We start from the raw sequence: 16,960 nt of genomic DNA on the forward strand, positions 1-16,960 counted from the left end.
TCAGCGCCCTACGATGATGTATTCCAGTACGTCACGTCTAGTGGCAGCCGCATGTGTACCGAATGAGTACTTATGCTGAAGAGTATGCACTTCGACGCTGTCCTTGATCTCCCCTAGAAGCCTCGTGATCGTATTCAGGTCGGGAACAGCATTGGAAGAATACGAGAGCACTATCGTGGATTCGTGGAACTGCTTAAAAGTCCTTTGAAGCGCATCTTCGATACTGTGCTTGTAAGAGAACGGTGTGTAGAGTTTCGCCAGCTTTTTGGTTTTGGTGTGCTCAAGGATCGTTTGCCCTCGCCAGTACACCGAAAGGCCCTCAAGGAAATGGTAACGTTTGATGTAGCAGTTATCATCTCTGGGCGGCGCATACGGTGGGTCGAGGTAGGCGATGTCGTAGCGCTTAGAAGGAAGGTCGAAGACATCGCCAGTTGTCACGAAACACTCTTGCCCGCCGTCAAAGACGACATCGTTGTACGCCTCGACCGTCTCGCGAAAGTGCTCCTTGAGGCTGAGCCGGAGGTCTCGCCGACCGTCGTCGTACCTTAGGTCGGTGAATGTGAAGACCCCGCGAGGTTGCTTTCGTGCCGCAGCGAGGACCAGTCCGGCGATCGCCAAGTCACGCTTGGGCGTCTCGAGCAGGTCGATGTGCGACCACGCAGAGTCCAGGAATTTGCGATCGTCGGGAGTGAAGTAGAGTCCTTCAAACTTCTGCTGAATGAAGTCGCGACCGTCAAGCGACTCTTCGCAGATCCAATCGACTTCCTCGCTTGAAAGTTTAGTTCCCTGGTTGACCACCACCGCGCGGGCGATAGTGCCAGAGAAATTAAGGAAATCGTTAGAGGTGACGGAATATCCCAGGGCCTTTAGTGCGTAAGACACGACGCCACTTCCAGTAAAGGCATCGATAGCAGACGCGCCGCCGAGCCCCGCGAATACTTCCGAGAGTCGCTCGACCAGCTTGTACTTGGAACCCATGTAGCGAATCCGGGGGAACTTCGACGCCATGGCGACGGCCCGGCGTGCGTCGCTGGGCAGCTCGGGGAGTGGCGGCGTTGTCATGCGTGAATCATGCCCCATGGATCACGTGCGCTCCAGACCGCCACGCTCCCTCACACGTGGGGGAAGCAGCTAGCTTGAGCTCGGGACGGGATGCGCGGCCTAGGGCTAGCCGACCAACTAGCTCGACGGGGGCGGCGCCTCTACCCTGTCAGAGTAGGAGGCAAGAGCCCCGGTCTCCTGCGGGCCCTGGTGGAGCGCGGGACGGCGGCGGCTGGATGACCCGCGGGAGGCTATGCCGTGAGCGGAAGCGAGAAGAAGGCGCCACCAGCGGACGGTGAGCCCCCGGCTACTGAAGGAGATGCTAGGCGGGCCGAAGCCTTCCGCGGACACCAATCGAAGACCGCAAACCAATGGGACTGTGACATGCAAGGCAGGCGCACGGTGTAGTTCGGCCGGCGAATGACACGAAGGCCAGGCTGAAGTCAGCCAGGAACTGCACCAGGCTTCCCGCGCGCTCCCTAGGCAGATGGGACGGAACAAGGCAAGACGCTGCCCTTGGTGCACCCAAAGCCATATTTCTAAGGCCATTACTGGGGCGAGCCGCTGAATCCCGTCTGGAGCTCGGTCTTTACTCGTGCCGCCAGCGCGGTGCACTTAGAAACGTTCTTGAACAGGCTCGCCGGGTAGCCAGGGAACTCCGCATCGGAAACCTCTACGGTCTTGGCGAAAGCTAGCTGCGCCCATGCCTGCGCCAGTCCGATGTGTGGCATCCAATCGAACTTGGCGTCGTCAAGCTTGTTGATTGGTAACTGCGAAAATACGATGTGCAGAAGGAACCTGTTGCCGTGGATTGCTACCCCCCGCTCACGGCCGTCACTCTGCGCCGAGATTTCTCGCAGGCGCCCATCCACTTGCCTCATGATCTGTACAGCCCTCCACACCCGGTGAAAGTCCACGGATGGATTGAAGAGCCTCTTGTAAGGGCCGCGGTCGATAGCGTCCCAGAGCCGGCTAATTTCCCTCTTCGCTTGAGTTGAAAGACCGACTTCTGGCTGGGCGCACGCGAGTGCAATTGTCGCTTCAACTACACTGCAGCCCTTTGCTGGCTCAGGGTCCGCCTCCCCGCTGCGGTATACGTACTCAAGCCCTTCGATCCCAAACTCGCTTCGCAGGCGCGCCTGCTCAGGGTCGAGCGAAAGGAAGTCGCGGCCACCGATTCTGTTTTGGGTGTTAGTGGCACGTGTGACACTGTTGGCAAACTCTGGAGGGGCCCCCTCTAGAGAAATGAACCGAACCATCACGCGAGCCTGGTCTAATTCGGAGCGTTGAGCGGCGCGCGCTATAGAACCTACTGTCTGAGCCCCATTAACTACACTTGCGCCACTGAAGGTGAAGTTACCTACCCGGCGGTCGGCCCCGTAGACCGGCGACTTCTCCACACTCTCGCAAAGCACCGTTATTCCGTTGTTAAAGTACCAGAATGAGCCTGCGTCATTAGTCAGCGTTTCGACAAGGGAGTCATTCACCTCTGAGCCCCCGAGCACAACTCGCACATTCTTTGCAAATAGACTTTCCCCGTGCTGATTGAACCACTCACTGATCTGCTTGGCGGTCACTTGTCCGTAAAACGCGCGCGGCGGCCCTTCGAGTTGACCCCAATCGGACAGTTCGCCACTGATGGTGATGCGTGGCGACTGTCCTTCGTTGAGTAACAGTTGGTGAATCTCCGCTTGACTGTAGTAATGGAAGCGGCCTGTTTCGGTCGGGTCGTTCAGATCGTCGAGGAAATCCTGTATAGGGGCCCGGACGTCATCGGTGCAGGGCGACGCTCCGCTATGCACGAAGGCTATATCGATGCGAGCTTTAGGCTGGTCTAGAAGGTCCTCTAGCTCAGCTTTCCGAGATTGGACTTTGTCATTGAAGCGTGACCACCTCATCTGGACGAGGTCCTTAAGCCCGTCGCGGAGCTTGATCATTTCATCGCGCTCGGCGCTACCCTTGCCGGACGTTGACCACTTGGCCTGCACGACAATGAGCCGCGCCTCTTCCGGAACGACTGCCAAGGCGTCGATGCCGTTGTCATGAGCTCCGTCGGTAATCGTCTGCGCTGCAGCTTGAGGGTCGAGGTCGCCGAGCTTCGAGACGATGAAGGCTGCAAGAGACCGGCTCAGGAGGATCCGATCGCGGTCCTCCGGCTGATACTGACCCAAGTCCGATACGTTTAGGTATGGCAGAATTGCCTGTTTCACACGACGCTCGATTTGTGTCAGCTGCAGCTGGCCCATGGTCCGTCATCCCTTTCGCCAAGGAGGAGCACTCTAGACCGGCGACCCCAGTTTTGCTCGCCGTAACGCCTACAAGTGGGCATGAACGAAGCTCCGAAACGCGCAACCGTTCCCGGACGAGACGCACGGATCTTGTCAGCAAGATGTCTCGCTTGCACCCACCTTCCGTACGTGCCCGCTGTTGCCGATTTCTTCTGTTCTGGATCAAGGCGCCGCGCTCTGCGCGGCGCGGGGCGGTAACCCGGCCGGCGGCAAGCCGCCCCGGCTGCCTTCGGCGCCGGGGCGGAGAGCCACCGACTGCCGCCGGACCGCCGCCCCCGAATCTGTTGATTTACCCAGCGGCACGATCACGGCCAGGCGGTACGGAAGCCGAACGGGCCGGCATGATCGCGGTCAGGGCTTCCGACTGCCGCGCCAGTCCAACCCCGGGACTGGCTTGCCCCCGGCCTACCTCCCGCAGCCGGCTACGCCCCAGCGAGGAGCCCTCAGCCGGCCGCTACACGCACGGCCCGCGGCAACCCTGGAAGTACCAACAGCACCAGCAGTGACGGCCTCAGAGGCATGATCGACCCGCCCACGATCTGCCCACGACCAGTCGTCAGCGACTGGACGCAGCCGGACTCCGCCAGACAAACGACAACGGCCCCTGATCAGCATTTCTGCTGGTCAAGGGCCGTTCTCGCACCTGGTGGCGGGTAGAGGATTCGAACCTCTGAAGCTTTCGCGACGGATTTACAGTCCGCTCCCATTGGCCGCTCGGGCAACCCGCCAGGGCACCCCACCGCGTCGCAACGCGGCGGCGGAAGCAAGGATAGCGGCTCACCCCGGGACCGGTGCAACCGGGTACGGTCAGAGGGTCGTGCCGCTGGTCGGCGGCCGACTGCAGGCCCAGACCGCCGGACAGCAGGAGCAGAAGCATGCCAGCGAACCCGTCTTTCGACATCGTGAGCAAGGTTGACCGCCAGGAGGTCGACAACGCCCTCCGTCAGGCGGAGAAGGAGCTCGCGACGCGGTTCGACTTCCGCGGCACGGGCGCTGAGATCTCCTGGTCGGGCGAGGAGGCGATCGGCCTTCAGGCGGAGACTGAGGAGCGGGTCCGCGCTGCGTTGGACGTCTTCAAGGAGAAGCTGGTCAAGCGGAACATCTCGTTGAAGTCGCTGGACGCTGGTGAGGCTCGTCCTTCCGGCAAGGTCTTCAAGATCGACTGCAAGGTGATCCAGGGCATCGAGACCGACAAGGCCAAGGCGATCAGCAAGAAGATCCGCGACGAGGGTCCGAAGGGCGTTCAGGCCCAGATCCAGGGCGATCAGCTGCGGGTCACCGGCAAGAAGCGGGACGATCTCCAGGCGGTCATCTCGCTGCTCAAGGGTGAGGACTTCGGCGTCGCCCTCCAGTTCACCAACTACAGGTAGAGGGCTGCGGCCGGCCTGGGCCTGGTCCTCGTCGAGTCCCTGACGCCCAGGCATCCAACCCGGGACGTTGACCTGGGGCTCCGAAATCCACTGAGCCGCCGGGACGATCCACAGTGTCCGCATGCCTACGCCGAGCGGCGGTGGAGGGTCCTAGAGTGGCCGGCGTGCGGATCAAAGCCGTTGCCGTGACAGCCACGCTGACGTTCCTCCTGACCCATGCAGTTGGCTGTACGTCCTCCGCCCCGCCACCGCAGCCCACGAACGCTGACCTGACGAGAACCTGGTGCGGGTCCTCCGGCGACCGGATCGACCTGCGCCAGGACGGGTCGTCACGGCTGAACCTGATCTCGGACGCCTACCTCTCGCACCTGCTCCAGGACCTACGGGACACGTGGAGCGACAAGTACATCTGGGGCACCTACTTCGACGGCCGCCGACCCGCTTCCGCCCAGGGCTCGTGGCTGCTCAGTGAATACGAAGACGACGACGACAAGGACGAGGACGCCGACCGATGGGTGCGACTCGACTTCGGGGAACGCAAGGCCGCACCGACGCGCGACCCTGAATCCCCGGAGCGCTACAGATTCAGCGACGCGTTGCTGATCAGTCGCGACGGCAACGGGTTCGAACTGTTGGCCCTCGATGGGATGCCTGACGAGGGATGGTCGAGCCGGTTCACCCCCTGCGTTGATTGAGCGGCGGGGGGTCAGACGCCGGCATCCCGGTCACGTCCCGTCGTGGCCGCACGCTATTGGCGGCTGGTTGCCGACGTTTCACGCTGTCGTGTGCGCCCCGGGCCAGTCAGTCAGCCACGGTGTCAGCGGATGACCGTGTACCAGTTCGCGGTCTCGCCCGGGATCGGCGCCAATCGCACCTGGGTGCCGTCACCCGGATTGTCGAACATGCGCACTCCGCCCCCGAGCAGCACCGGAGCGAAGAACACCAGGATCTCGTCGAGCAGCCCGGCGCGAAGGCACTGCATGCCGACGTCCGCGCCGAGGACGTTCACGTAGCCGTCCCCGGCGGCCTCCTTGGCCTGCGCGACGGCGCTGTGCAGGTCGCCGACGAACGTGACACCCTCGGCTGGCTCGGCTGGCGGCCGGTGGGTGAGCACGAACACCGGCCCGTGGTACTGACCGCCGAACGCTCCCCCACGGTCGGTGCCACGGTGCGGGTCGTCGCCGCCGAATGTGCGGACCGGTCGAGGGCGAGCCCAGGCGTGGCTCAGATCGACCCAGGCTCCTGGATGTCGGAGCATCCCCGCTGTGGGACACCCCGACATCACGGCAGTCGGAGCCGGTCAAGGGTCAGACGGTGAGGAGCTCTTCGGCGCGTACCGTCGAGGTTTCCGCGCGGGCGATGGGCCCGGCGGGCAGCGCGGCGACCGCGGCCGCGACGGCGACCGCCGCCCCGGCGAACACGAAGGCCCACGGCACGCCGCCGGCGCTGTCCACGATCAGGCCGGCCACCGCGCCGCCAACGGCGCTCGTCGCCACGGCCACGGTGACCACCCAGGTGTACGCCTCGTTCAGCATGCCCGTGGGGGCGATCCGGCCGACCAGTGTGTTCTCCAGGGTCAGCGCGGGTGCGATGGTGGCCCCACCGATGACAAGCGCGACGCCCAGCGCCAGGGGCGTGGGCATCAGCGCGAACACCACGAACGAGCCGGCCACCGCGGCGAGCAGCAGCGCGAACTGTCGGGTCATGTTCGCCGCCGGCCGGCGGACGCCGAACCAGAACCCGCCGATCGCGCTGCCGACGCCCCAGACCGCCAGCAGGATCCCTGCGAGGCTCTCCGGGTCGTCGGTTGAGGAGTTGCCGGCGTAGGCCGGGACGGTCACGCCGGCGGCGCCGAACGCGATGCCGAGGCCGGCCACGCAGACCAGCAGGGCCGGGAAGCCGGCGACCCGCAGCGGGCCGAGCCCTCGGGCGTGGTGCTCGCGCGAGTGCGGGCGCCAGCCGCGCATGACCCGGCCGAGGGCCACGGCGCTGGTGCCGACCAGGGTCACCACGGCCGCACCGATAAGCGCGGCGGCGGCGTCGGCGAAGATGACGAAGCCGGCGACGAGCAGCGGGCCGAGCACGAAGACGACCTCGAACAGCGAGGTCTCCGCGGCCAGCGCGGTGTTGCGCAGGGCGTACCGGCCGGAGTTGACGCTTGTCAGCTCGTTCCAGGCGCCGCGGATGGCTGCGGTGAGGGGCGGGTACGTCGCACCGGCGATGCCAGCGGCGAGGTAGATGGCCGGGAGCGCGTCGGCGCCCGATCGGCTGGCCAGCAGCAGCCCGACGAGCGCCAGTGGGTGGGCGATGGCGGTGACCAGCAGGACGGGGGTCGGGCCGACCCGGTCGGCGATCCGCCCGGCCACCGGGCTGAGCGCGGCACCGGCGACGGCGTAGGTCCCGCCCGCCACGGCGGCGAGGGCGTACCGCCCGGTCACCTGCTCGACCACCAGCAGCAGCGCCAGTGGGGTCATGCCGATCCCGAGTCGCCCGATGATGCCGGTGAGCAGCAACATCGGCGCTCCGGGGATCCGCCAGACACCTAGGTACTGACGCAGCGCGGCCACCGTGAACCTCCGAGGATGTAATGAGCGTGAGCCGTCACGACCCTAACGCCGCCGGTCGGCGGGCAGGTATCGGATATCGCCCGAGACACAGCACTCCGCCCGCGACCGGTGCGACCGGTCGCAGGCGGAGTACGGGGAAATCAGCGGGTCAGCGCTGGAACTGCACAGGCCCCGCGTTGGCGGCCATCTGCTCCAGCCGGGCGACCCGGTCCTCCATCTTCGGGTGGGTGGCGAAGAGGGCGGACATGCCACCACCCCGGAACGGGTTGGCGATCATCAGGTGCGCGGTGCTGGTGAGCTGCCCCTGGGCCGGCAGCGGCCGACGTCGGGCCACCGCGTCGATCTTGCGCAGGGCGCTGGCCAGGGCCAGCGGGTCACGGGTCAACGTGGCACCCGAGGCGTCCGCCTGGAACTCACGGCTCCGGCTGATCGCCAACTGGATCACGGTGGCCGCGATCGGCCCCAGGATCAGGGTGAGCAGCAGCACCGCCGGGTTCGGTCGGTCCTCGTCGTCTCCGCCGCCCAGCGGGAGGAAGAACGCGAGGTTCGCCAGCAGGGTGATGATGCTCGCCAGGCCGGCCGCCACGCTGGAGATCAGGATGTCCCGGTTGTAGACGTGTGACAGCTCGTGCCCGATCACACCGCGCAGCTCGCGGTAGTCGAGGATCTCGGTGATGCCCTGCGTCACGCAGACCGCAGCGTTCTGCGGGTTACGGCCCGTGGCGAACGCGTTGGGCTGCGCGGTCGGGCTGACGTACAGGCGCGGCATGGGCTGCTGCGCGTCGGCCGCCAACTCCCGCACCATCCGGTACAGCTCGGGGAACTGCGCCTCACTGACCGGTTGCGCCCCCATCGAGCGCAGTGCGAGCTTGTCGGAGTAGAAGTAGGAAACGCCGTTCATGACCAAGGAAATGACGACAGCGATGACCAGGCCGCCACTGCCGCCGAACCAGTAGCCCACCACGAGGATCAGCGAGGTGAGCAGGCCGAGCAGCGCGGCGGTCTTCAGACGGTTGTGGTGCACGATCTCTCCTTCGGTGCACGGATCGCCGGGATCCGCTGACCGGTTCAACAACCCGGTACCCGCCAAGCATCCGTCTCAACGCTGAGAGTTCACTGAGACTGGATCCGCAGGTCAGGTCACCGACCGGCCAGGTCGAGCACCAGTTGCGGCGCGACACCGAGCACCACGGCGGCCACCGTCGTCACCGCCAGCACCACTGCCACCACACCCACCATGGGTACGGCCGCCGCTGCGCTCGGACCCGCCGGGGCGGCGAGGGGCGGCGGCGCCCAGAGCGCGGCGGTCACCCGCAGGTAGTAGGCCAACCCGATCACCGCGTTCAGCGCCACCACAAGCGCCAGCCAGGCAGCCCCGCCGTCCAGCAGCGACCGGACCACCGTCACCTTCGCGAACAGGCCGGCCAGGCCCGGCGGCAGACCGGCCAGGCCCACCAGCGCGAGACCGAGCGCCGCCCCGCGCCACGGGTGCCGGCGGGCCGCCCCGCGCAGGTCCTCCAGCGTGCCGCCGTCCGCGCCCACCGGGCGCAGCGCGGTCACCGCCGCGAACGCCGCAAGCTCCAACACCACGAAGAAGATGGCGTACGCCACTGCGGCGGCGTACGCGGCGGACCGTGCCTCGTCCGTGCGGCCGGCAACCAGCGCCAACGCGCCGAGCGGAGCGAGGATGTAACCGGCCTGGGCCACCGACGACCAGGCGAGCAGCCGAACCGTACGCCTTTGACGCAGCGCCACCAGGTTGCCGACGGTCATCGTGAGCACCGCCAGCAGGGCGAGCACTGGGCCGGTCTGGTCCGCCGGCAGCGCCCGCTGCACCACGGCCAGCAGCGCCACCAGGCCACCCAACTTCGACGCCGTGGACAGGTACGCGGCCACCGGAAGCGGCGCGCCGTCGTAGGTGGCCGGCGCCCAGGCGTGGAACGGCACCGCCGCCACCTTGAACGCCAGCCCGAGCAGCAGCAACGCCACGGCGGCGGTGGTCAGCGGCAGATCCCGCAGCTCCGAGCGCTCGGCCAGCAGCGTGCCGAGCCGGTCCAGGTGCAGGCCGCCGGTCACCGCGTACAGCAGCGCCGCACCGAGCAGAGTCAACGTGGTGGCCACCACACTGACCACGAAGAACGTCACCGCCGCCTCGGCACTGGCAAGGCTGCCCCGGCGCAGGCCGACGAGCACGTACAGCGGCAGGGTCAACGTCTCCAGGGCCACGATCAGGGTGATCAGGTCACCGGCCGCGCCGAGCACCACGCCGCCGGTCATCGAGCAGGCGAGCAGGAAGCAGTACTCCCCCACCGGCGACCGCCCGGCCAGCAGCGCCGGCACCGACAACCCGAGCACCGCCAGGGTGAGCAGCGCCACCGCCGCGCCGACCAGGGCCGCCCGCCCACCGAAGATCCAGGAGCAGTCGGCGCCGACGCAGAACGTCTGCCGCTGCGCCCCCGCGCCGACGAGCGCCGAACCGACGGCGGTGCCCGCCGCGCCGAGCGCGGCCACCATGATCGTCGCCGCCGGTCGGGCCAGCAGCAGGTCGATGACCAGCACGAGTACGGCGGTGCCGGCCGCCAGGTACGCCGGCAGCAACGCAACGCTGTCGACGCTCTGCACGGCGGTCACTGAGCCACCTTCATTCGCGACTGCGGGGCTCGCAAACCCGGCTCACTCCTCGCGCTCACGGGGCCACCTTCATTCGCGACTGCGGGGCTCGCAAACCCGGCTCACTCCTCGCGCTCACGGGGCCACCTTCATTCGCGACTGCGGGGCTCGCAAGCCCCGCTCACTCCTCGCGCTCACGGGGAAACCACCGCGATCAGCGCGTCGACAGGTGCCTCCGCGACGCCCAGGACCAGCGCCGGGACCAGCCCGATGGCCAGCGCGAGCAGCACCAGCGGCGCCCACGCGGTCACCTCCGCGCCGGCCAGGCCGGGACCGACCCGACCCACCGCCGGGCTCGGCCGGCCGTGGGTGACCTGACGCAGCAACCGCAGGAAGTACGCGGCCGTGAGCGCGCCGCCGACCGCCGCCGACACCCCCAGGGTCGTCCACAGCGGGCCGCCCACCTGCACCGCCGCGACCACCGCGAAGGCCTCCCCCCAGAAGCCTGCCAGCCCCGGCAGGCCGAGCGAGGCGACCGCCGCGAACGCGAGCAGGCCAGCCAGCCGAGGTGCGGTCTCGCGCAGCCCGGACAACTCGGCGAGAGTGCCCGTGCCGGTGCGGTCCTTCACCGCCCCCGCCAGGAAGAACAGCAGGCCGGTGATCACGCCGTGCGCGACGTTGCCGATCAGCGCGGCCTGGATGCCGGTGGCCGTCAACGTGGCGACGCCCAGCAGCACGAAACCCATGTGCCCCACGCTCGAATAGGCGATGAGCCGCTTCACCTCCGTCTGCGCCAGGCAGACGAGCGAGCCGACCAGGATGGCGGCGACGGCCAGCACGCCCAGCACGGGCGCAGCCCAGCGGGCACCCTCCGGCGCCACCCCGACCGCCACCCGGATCAGGCCGTAGGTGCCCATCTTCAACAGCACCCCCGCCAGCACGACACTGCCCACCGTCGGGGCCTGCGTGTGCGCGTCGGGCAGCCACGAGTGCAGGGGCCAGAGCGGGCTCTTCACCGCGAACGCCAGAGCGAGCAGCGTGAACGCCGCGAGCTGGGTGCCCCGGGACAACCCGCCGCCACCGGTCAGCGCCACCACGTCGGCGGTGCCTGCGGCGGCGACCACTACGTACACGCCGACCAGCAGCAACACCGACCCGAACAGGGTGTAGAGCGCGAACTTTCGGGCTGCCCGACGCCGGTCCGCGCCACCCCAGCCGGCGATGATCGCGTACATCGGCAGGAGGACGACCTCGAAGAAGAGGAAGAACAACACCAGGTCCAGGGCGAGGAAGGTGCCCAGGATGCCCACCTCGACCACAAGCAGCAACGCCACGAGCGCCCGGCCGCTGCCGCCGTCGGGCACCCGCCACATCGTGTACGCGCAGCACAGCACTGTGAGCAGCGCCGTCAGCACCACGAGCGGCCAGGAGATGCCATCGACGCCGAGGTGGAAGCGCAGATCGAGGCCGGGCACCCAGGGCAGGTCCACCTGGTGCCACGGGCGCACCGCCGGCGTGCCCGCCGACCAGGCGAACCACCCCCGCCCGCCGAAGACCAGCGGCACCGCGGCCAGCAGGGTCACCGCCGCCGCGACAGTGCCCACCAGCCGGGCCGCCCGGTCCCGGGGCGTCGCCGCCACCGCGACCGCGCCGACTGCCGGCACCACAAGCACCGCAACAAGCAACACCTGCCCAACGTTCATCGGGTAACCCCCATCAGGGCCGCCGCCAGGCCGATCAGCAGCGCACCGGCCAGCACCCCGGCGGCGGCGCGGGGCAGCGCCGCGCGGTGCAGGGCCGCCAACCCGGCGCCCAGCCCGGATGCGACCCGCCCACTGCCCTCGACGGCCCCGTCCACCACCGACTCGTCGCCGGTGCGCGCGGCGCGAGCCAGCGCCCGGACGGGACGTACGACAAGTGTGTGCTGGACGTCGTCGAGCCGGAACGCGCTGGCGAAGACCGGCCGCAGCGGGCCCAGCGCCGCCGCCGGGTCGGCGGTGGTGTCCCGCCGCCAGCCCAGCCAGACCAGCCCCGCCCCGAGCAGCAGCAACACCAGCGGCAGCAGCAGCCCCGGCCCGACGTGGACCAGGCCGTCCTCGGCGCCCGCAACCGGCACTGTGGCGAAGCGCAGCCGGTTGGCGAACGCCCCGGCGAACCCGGCCAGGCCGAGCAGCGCGGCCGGCACGGCAAGCAGCAGCACCGGCCACCGCATGACCGCCGGCGGGTCGTGCGGCTGGACCAGCGGCAGCCGGGGGGCGCCGAAGAAGGCCCGCAGCAGCAGTCGGCCGGCGTACCAGGCGGTGATCGCCACACCCACGAGCCCGGCCAGCCAGACCAGCCAGCCCACCCACGACGGCGCCGGCCCGGTGCCCTCCCGGGCGGCCGACTCGGCGACCGCCAACACGCCCTCCTTGCTCCAGAAACCGGCAAGCGGAGGCACCCCGACAAGCGCGCCCAGGCCCACCACGGTGCACCAGAACGTCACAGGCATGCTGCGGCGCAGCCCGCCCATCTCCGACATGAGCGTGCTGCCCACCGCGTGGATCACCGCGCCGGCGGCGAGGAACAGCAGCGCCTTGAACGCGGCGTGGGTGAGCAGGTGGAACAGCGCGGCCGACGGCGAGCCGACCGCCAGCGCGCCCGTCATGTAGCCGAGTTGGGAGACGGTCGACCAGGCCAACACCCGTTTGATGTCGTCCTGCGCGGTGGCGGCGAGCGCGCCGAGCAGCAGGGTGATCGAGCCGACCACCCCGAGCACGGTAAGTGTCACAGGCGCGGCCGTGAACAGCGGGTAGAGCCGGGTCACCGCGTACACGCCGGCGGCGACCATCGTCGCGGCGTGGATCAGCGCGGAGATCGGCGTCGGGCCTGCCATCGCGTCCGGCAGCCAGGTGTGCAGCGGGAACTGGGCGCTCTTGCCGGCCACCCCGGCGAGCAGCAGCAGACCGGCTGCGGTAAGTGTCGCGCCGGAGTGGTCGTGCGCGAGCACGTCGGCGATCCGGAAACTGCCGCTGGACACGCCGAGCAACGCGATGCCGAGCAGGAAGCCGACGTCACCGACCCGGGTCACCAGGAACGCCTTCATCGCGGCGGCCGGAGCGCCGGGCAGTCGGCGGTCGTGGGCGATCAGCAGGTACGAGCAGAGGCCCATCACCTCCCAGCCGACAAGCAGCATCACCAGGTCGCCCGCGACAACCACAAGCAGCATCGCGGCGGTGAAGAGGCTGATCTGCGCGGCGTACGGCGGGTAGCGGTGGTCGACGTCGACGTCGTCGTGTGGGCCCCGCCGCAGGTAGCCGATCGAGTAGACCTGCACGGCCAGCGCGACAGCGGTGACCGCGACCGCGACGAGCGCGGCGGCGCCGTCCAGCCGTACGCCGAGGGTCACCGTCAACCCGCCGAGGTCGATCCAGGTCGTCGACGTCTCCGTCGGGCGGTCCACAGTGACGAGCAACGCGACGGCAAGCGCCAGCGCGCCGGCCGCGCCTGTCACCCCGAGCGCCACTGCCACCCGCCGCGCCCGGTCACCCCCGCCCGGATCACGTGGGGCCGGCGGCAGCAGCAGACCGACAAGACCGGCGACAAGTGGTACGGCGGGCAGCAGCGCCCCGAGCAGCCCGTTCACCTGCCCACCTCCGGGCCTGTGGTGGCCGGCTCCCGCCCAGCGCCGACCTCCGGCGTGTCGGCGGGCTCGGTCAGCGGCACCTCGTCCACCGCCACTGTCGCCCGCAGCCGGTAGAGCTGGAGGACGATCGCCAGCCCCACCCCGATCTCCGCGGCGGCGAGAACGATGACGAACAGCGCGAAGACCTGACCGGAGTGCGGCAGCACCGCGCGGGCCGTGGTGTCGGCGGTGACGAGGATGAGGTTCACCGCGTTGAGCATCAACTCGACCGACATCAGCACCAGCACGGCGTTGCGACGGCGCAGCACGCCGTACACGCCGAGGCCGAACAGCAGCGCGGCGGTGACGTACGGGATGACCGGCCTCACCGGCGCCCCCCAGAATCCACGTCGGCCGCCGTGCCGGCCGGTGCTGCCGTGCCGTCGCGTTGCGGGGCCGGTCGGCCGATGTCCGGCCGGGACAGCACCACAGCGCCGACCAGTGCGGACAGCAGCAGCACGGAGAGCACCTCGAACGGCAGCACCCACGCCCCGAAGATCTGCTCCCCGAGCCGTTCGGCGGTGCCCGCGTCGGGCAGCGTGACAGTGCTCCACCTGTACGCGTCGACAAGCAGGACGGTCAGGCCCAGCCCGGCGCCACCACCGATCAGCGCGGCCGGCCAGCCGGGCCGGTCCAGATCGTCGGACGCGCCGATCGGAGCCCGGGTCAGCATCACCGCGAACAGCAGCAGCACCACCACAGCGCCCACGTAGATCAGCACCTGCACCCAGGCGACCAACTCGGCGCTGAGCACCAGGTAGTCACCGGCCAACGCGCCCAGGCACACCACCAGGTAGAGCCCGGCTCGGACCAGGTGCTTCGTCGTCACCACGAGCACGCCGGCACCGACCGCGACCGCGCCCAGGGCGAGCAGCAGCAGGTCCGCGCCGGTCACCGGGCCGCCCTCCCGACGCGATCCGCCTGCCGCGGTGTCACGACGCAGAGCCCGGCTCGGGGCGTACGGCAGAAGGGGCCGGACGCACGGCGGCCTTGCGCGCTGCCGCGGTCTCCTCCTTGGCCGGCTCGCCGTTGGGGTCGTGCGCGGGCGGCGGCGGAACCGTGGCCATCCACTGGCCCAGGTGGTCCTTGTCGTGCAGCAGGTCCTTGATGTCGTACTCGGCGTACTCGAACTCGGGCGACCAGTAGAGCGCGTCGAACGGGCAGACCTCGATGCAGATGCCGCAGTACATGCAGAGGGAGAAGTCGATGTCGAACTTGTCGAGCACGTTGCGCTGGCGGGGGCGGGCGGCGCCGGGCACCGCCACCTCCTCCTTGTGCGAGTCGATGTAGATGCACCAGTCCGGACACTCCCGGGCGCAGAGCATGCAGACGGTGCAGTTCTCCTCCGCGAGCGCGATCACGCCACGCGAGCGGGGCGGCAGCTCGGGAGCGACGTCCGGGTACTGCTGGGTGGTCGAGCGGCTGGTCATCGTCTTGAGGGTGACCGCCAGCCCCTTTACCAGGCCCGAGCCGGGCAGGCCGCGCTCGCGGGCGTCACCGGCCGGGTCGCCGTGCTCGCTGGGGTCGGTCATGTCGACCATCCTGCCCTGTGGCCCCCGCGCGCGCGACCACCCCCCGCAGGTCTGCGGCGGTACTGTGGCCCTGGGGAGAACGACGCACCTGGAAGGACCTGCCGTGACCGCCGCGCTGCAGAGCGACTATCCGCCCGAGGGCGGATGGACGACTGACGATCTGGATGCGCTGCCTGACGATGGCCGCCGCCGGGAATTGCTCGATGCTGCCGATCAGCCGGATCACGCCCCGGAGCCGGTGACGCCACCGACCGGCGGCAACATCTCGACGCCGAGCTGCTGGAGCAGTTGGAACAGCTCGTTGCAGCTCCACACCTCGACGATCCGGCTCGCCGCGTCGAACCGCAGGAACGTCGCACCCGAGTAGCTGACCACCTGACCGGTCGGAGGCACCGGCCCGAACTGCCCCGCGTGGGTGCCGGCCGCGCGCCAGTGCACAGCCACCCGCTCACCCGCCGCCACCACGTCCACGATCTTGTAGCGCAGGTCCGGAAAGGCCGCCCGCCGCTCGCGGTGCCAGGCCAGGGTGGCCTCCGGGCCGGTGCCGCCCAGCCCCGGGCACTCGTCGGCGATCAACTCGTACGCAGACTCCTCCCGACGGGCGTTCCACACGTCGGCGATGAAACGCCGGGCCGCCGCCTCCACATCCGTCATGATCGCAGGGTAGCCGCGACAGGGCCGGCCGGTTGCGGGCCCAGGTTGGACGGGGCCACGCCGGACGGTCGGAGATCAGCGAGGATGGGCGGAGACGGTAACCGGACCGGGAGGGCAACGTGGGCGCGGACGCAGGCGGGAAGTACGTCGAGCCGGGTGGCGAGTTCACCCGGGACCAGCGATACATCGCCACCCGGATCACCATGGACGGGCGGGACGGCTACCCGGTCGAGCCGGGCCGGTATCGGCTGGCCGTCAGCCGGGCCTGCCCGTGGGCCAACCGACTGATCATCGTGCGCCGACTGCTCGGCCTGGAGGAGGCCATCTCGATGGCGGTCGCCGGCCCGACCCACGACGCCCGGAGCTGGACCTTCGACCTCGACCCGGGCGGGCGTGACCCGGTGCTCGGCATCGAGCGCATCCAGGAGGCGTACTTCAACCGCTTCCCCGGCTACGAGCGCGGCATCACTGTGCCGGCGATAGTGGATGTGCCGACCGGGCAGGTGGTGACCAACGACTACGCGCAGATGAGTCTCGACCTGTCCACGCAATGGACCGCGTATCACCGCGACGGCGCCCCGCAGCTCTACCCCGAGCACCTACGGGAGCAGATCGACGAGGTAAACGCGGTCGTGTTCGCCGACGTCAACAACGGCGTCTACAGGTGCGGCTTCGCCGGCAGCCAGGAGGCGTACGACACGGCATACCACAGGCTCTTCGACCGGCTGGACTGGTTGACCGCGCGGCTGACCGACCAGCGCTACCTGGTCGGCGACACCATCACCGAGGCCGACGTGCGGCTGTTCACCACCCTGGTCCGGTTCGACCCGGTCTACCACGGCCACTTCAAGTGCAACCGGCAGAAGCTGAGCGAGATGCCGGTCCTGTGGGCGTACGCCCGGGACCTGTTCCAGACCCCCGGGTTCGGCGACACGATCGACTTCGACCACATCAAACGGCACTACTACGAGGTGCACCGGGACATCAACCCGACGGGGATCGTCCCGCTCGGCCCCGACCTGTCCAACTGGCTCACCCCACACGGTAGGGAAGCCCTGGGCGGCCGCCCCTTCGGCAACGGCACCCCACCCCAACCCCCAACCGAACCGGTAAACCCCGCACACACCCCCCTGCGCTGAGCTCTCCCGCGCGGTCCCGGCCTCGCTTAGCCCCGCGATCTTGCACTTTGTGACGCCCATATGCCCGCTTAGCCCCATTTTGTCGAGGCAGAAAC

The 16,960-nt window shown here is 68.8% G+C and carries 15 protein-coding genes and 1 tRNA gene; 3 read left to right on the forward strand and 13 right to left on the reverse strand.

Annotated elements, in window-relative coordinates; translation table 11 throughout:
- The 3 genes from ACFY2Q_RS10905 to ACFY2Q_RS10915 all read right to left on the reverse strand — a co-directional run bounded on the left by ACFY2Q_RS10905 (position 1) and on the right by ACFY2Q_RS10915 (position 4,057).
- On the reverse strand, positions 1–1,062 hold the full coding sequence (locus ACFY2Q_RS10905; RefSeq protein ID WP_387129178.1) for a DNA adenine methylase: 1,062 nt from the start codon (positions 1,060–1,062) through the stop codon (positions 1–3).
- A 527-nt stretch (positions 1,063–1,589) separates the two neighbouring features.
- Positions 1,590–3,287, reverse strand: coding sequence for an AIPR family protein (locus tag ACFY2Q_RS10910; RefSeq protein WP_387129180.1), 1,698 nt, complete (start codon positions 3,285–3,287; stop codon positions 1,590–1,592).
- Between the two features lie 686 nt (positions 3,288–3,973).
- A tRNA-Tyr gene (locus tag ACFY2Q_RS10915) sits at positions 3,974–4,057 on the reverse strand.
- Positions 4,058–4,204: 147 nt separating this feature from the next.
- On the opposite strand from ACFY2Q_RS10915, the gene ACFY2Q_RS10920 reads away from it, so the two are divergent.
- Positions 4,205–4,699 (forward strand): YajQ family cyclic di-GMP-binding protein, encoded by a 495-nt coding sequence (locus tag ACFY2Q_RS10920; RefSeq protein WP_355053333.1) that lies wholly within the window; start codon positions 4,205–4,207, stop codon positions 4,697–4,699.
- A 164-nt stretch (positions 4,700–4,863) separates the two neighbouring features.
- Entirely contained in the window at positions 4,864–5,394 is a 531-nt protein-coding gene (locus ACFY2Q_RS10925; RefSeq protein WP_387129183.1) for a hypothetical protein, read from the forward strand.
- A gap of 122 nt (positions 5,395–5,516) precedes the next feature.
- Here ACFY2Q_RS10925 and ACFY2Q_RS10930 read toward each other — a convergent pair whose 3' ends face one another.
- From ACFY2Q_RS10930 to ACFY2Q_RS10975, 10 genes are all read right to left on the reverse strand, one after another.
- Positions 5,517–5,957: a dihydrofolate reductase family protein gene (locus tag ACFY2Q_RS10930; protein ID WP_387129185.1), complete on the reverse strand. Its 441-nt coding sequence runs from the start codon at positions 5,955–5,957 to the stop codon at positions 5,517–5,519.
- Positions 5,958–6,006: 49 nt separating this feature from the next.
- A complete protein-coding gene (locus ACFY2Q_RS10935; protein ID WP_387129188.1) occupies positions 6,007–7,266 on the reverse strand; it encodes an MFS transporter in 1,260 nt (419 codons plus the stop codon).
- A gap of 148 nt (positions 7,267–7,414) precedes the next feature.
- Positions 7,415–8,290 (reverse strand): zinc metalloprotease HtpX, encoded by an 876-nt coding sequence (gene htpX, locus ACFY2Q_RS10940; RefSeq protein ID WP_387129190.1) that lies wholly within the window; start codon positions 8,288–8,290, stop codon positions 7,415–7,417.
- A 116-nt stretch (positions 8,291–8,406) separates the two neighbouring features.
- A complete protein-coding gene (locus ACFY2Q_RS10945) occupies positions 8,407–9,897 on the reverse strand; it encodes an NADH-quinone oxidoreductase subunit N (protein ID WP_387129191.1) in 1,491 nt (496 codons plus the stop codon).
- 173 nt (positions 9,898–10,070) lie between these two features.
- Positions 10,071–11,579, reverse strand: coding sequence for a NuoM family protein (locus tag ACFY2Q_RS10950; RefSeq protein WP_387129193.1), 1,509 nt, complete (start codon positions 11,577–11,579; stop codon positions 10,071–10,073).
- Positions 11,576–13,501 carry an NADH-quinone oxidoreductase subunit L gene (locus ACFY2Q_RS10955; RefSeq protein WP_387129195.1) on the reverse strand — a complete coding sequence of 642 codons (1,926 nt, stop codon included), beginning with the start codon at positions 13,499–13,501 and terminating at the stop codon, positions 11,576–11,578. The genes ACFY2Q_RS10950 and ACFY2Q_RS10955 overlap by 4 nt, the downstream gene beginning before the upstream one ends.
- Positions 13,498–13,869 (reverse strand): NADH-quinone oxidoreductase subunit NuoK, encoded by a 372-nt coding sequence (gene nuoK, locus ACFY2Q_RS10960; RefSeq protein WP_387129197.1) that lies wholly within the window; start codon positions 13,867–13,869, stop codon positions 13,498–13,500. Before nuoK ends, ACFY2Q_RS10955 begins: the two co-directional genes overlap by 4 nt.
- Complete coding sequence (locus tag ACFY2Q_RS10965; RefSeq protein WP_387129200.1) at positions 13,866–14,435, reverse strand: NADH-quinone oxidoreductase subunit J; 570 nt, start codon at positions 14,433–14,435, stop codon at positions 13,866–13,868. The genes nuoK and ACFY2Q_RS10965 overlap by 4 nt, the downstream gene beginning before the upstream one ends.
- A 37-nt stretch (positions 14,436–14,472) precedes the next feature.
- The gene (locus ACFY2Q_RS10970) at positions 14,473–15,081 is read right to left on the reverse strand and encodes a NuoI/complex I 23 kDa subunit family protein (RefSeq protein WP_387129202.1); all 609 of its coding nucleotides are present in this window, start codon (positions 15,079–15,081) and stop codon (positions 14,473–14,475) included.
- 213 nt (positions 15,082–15,294) lie between these two features.
- Positions 15,295–15,726, reverse strand: a complete 432-nt coding sequence (locus tag ACFY2Q_RS10975; protein ID WP_387129204.1) for an ester cyclase — start codon at positions 15,724–15,726, stop codon at positions 15,295–15,297.
- Between the two features lie 119 nt (positions 15,727–15,845).
- On the opposite strand from ACFY2Q_RS10975, the gene ACFY2Q_RS10980 reads away from it, so the two are divergent.
- Positions 15,846–16,865, forward strand: a complete 1,020-nt coding sequence (locus tag ACFY2Q_RS10980; protein ID WP_387129207.1) for a glutathione S-transferase family protein — start codon at positions 15,846–15,848, stop codon at positions 16,863–16,865.
- Positions 16,866–16,960: the final 95 nt, after the last annotated feature.

Source organism: Micromonospora sp. NPDC000316 (assembly GCF_042898885.1).
Taxonomy (GTDB): domain Bacteria; phylum Actinomycetota; class Actinomycetes; order Mycobacteriales; family Micromonosporaceae; genus Micromonospora.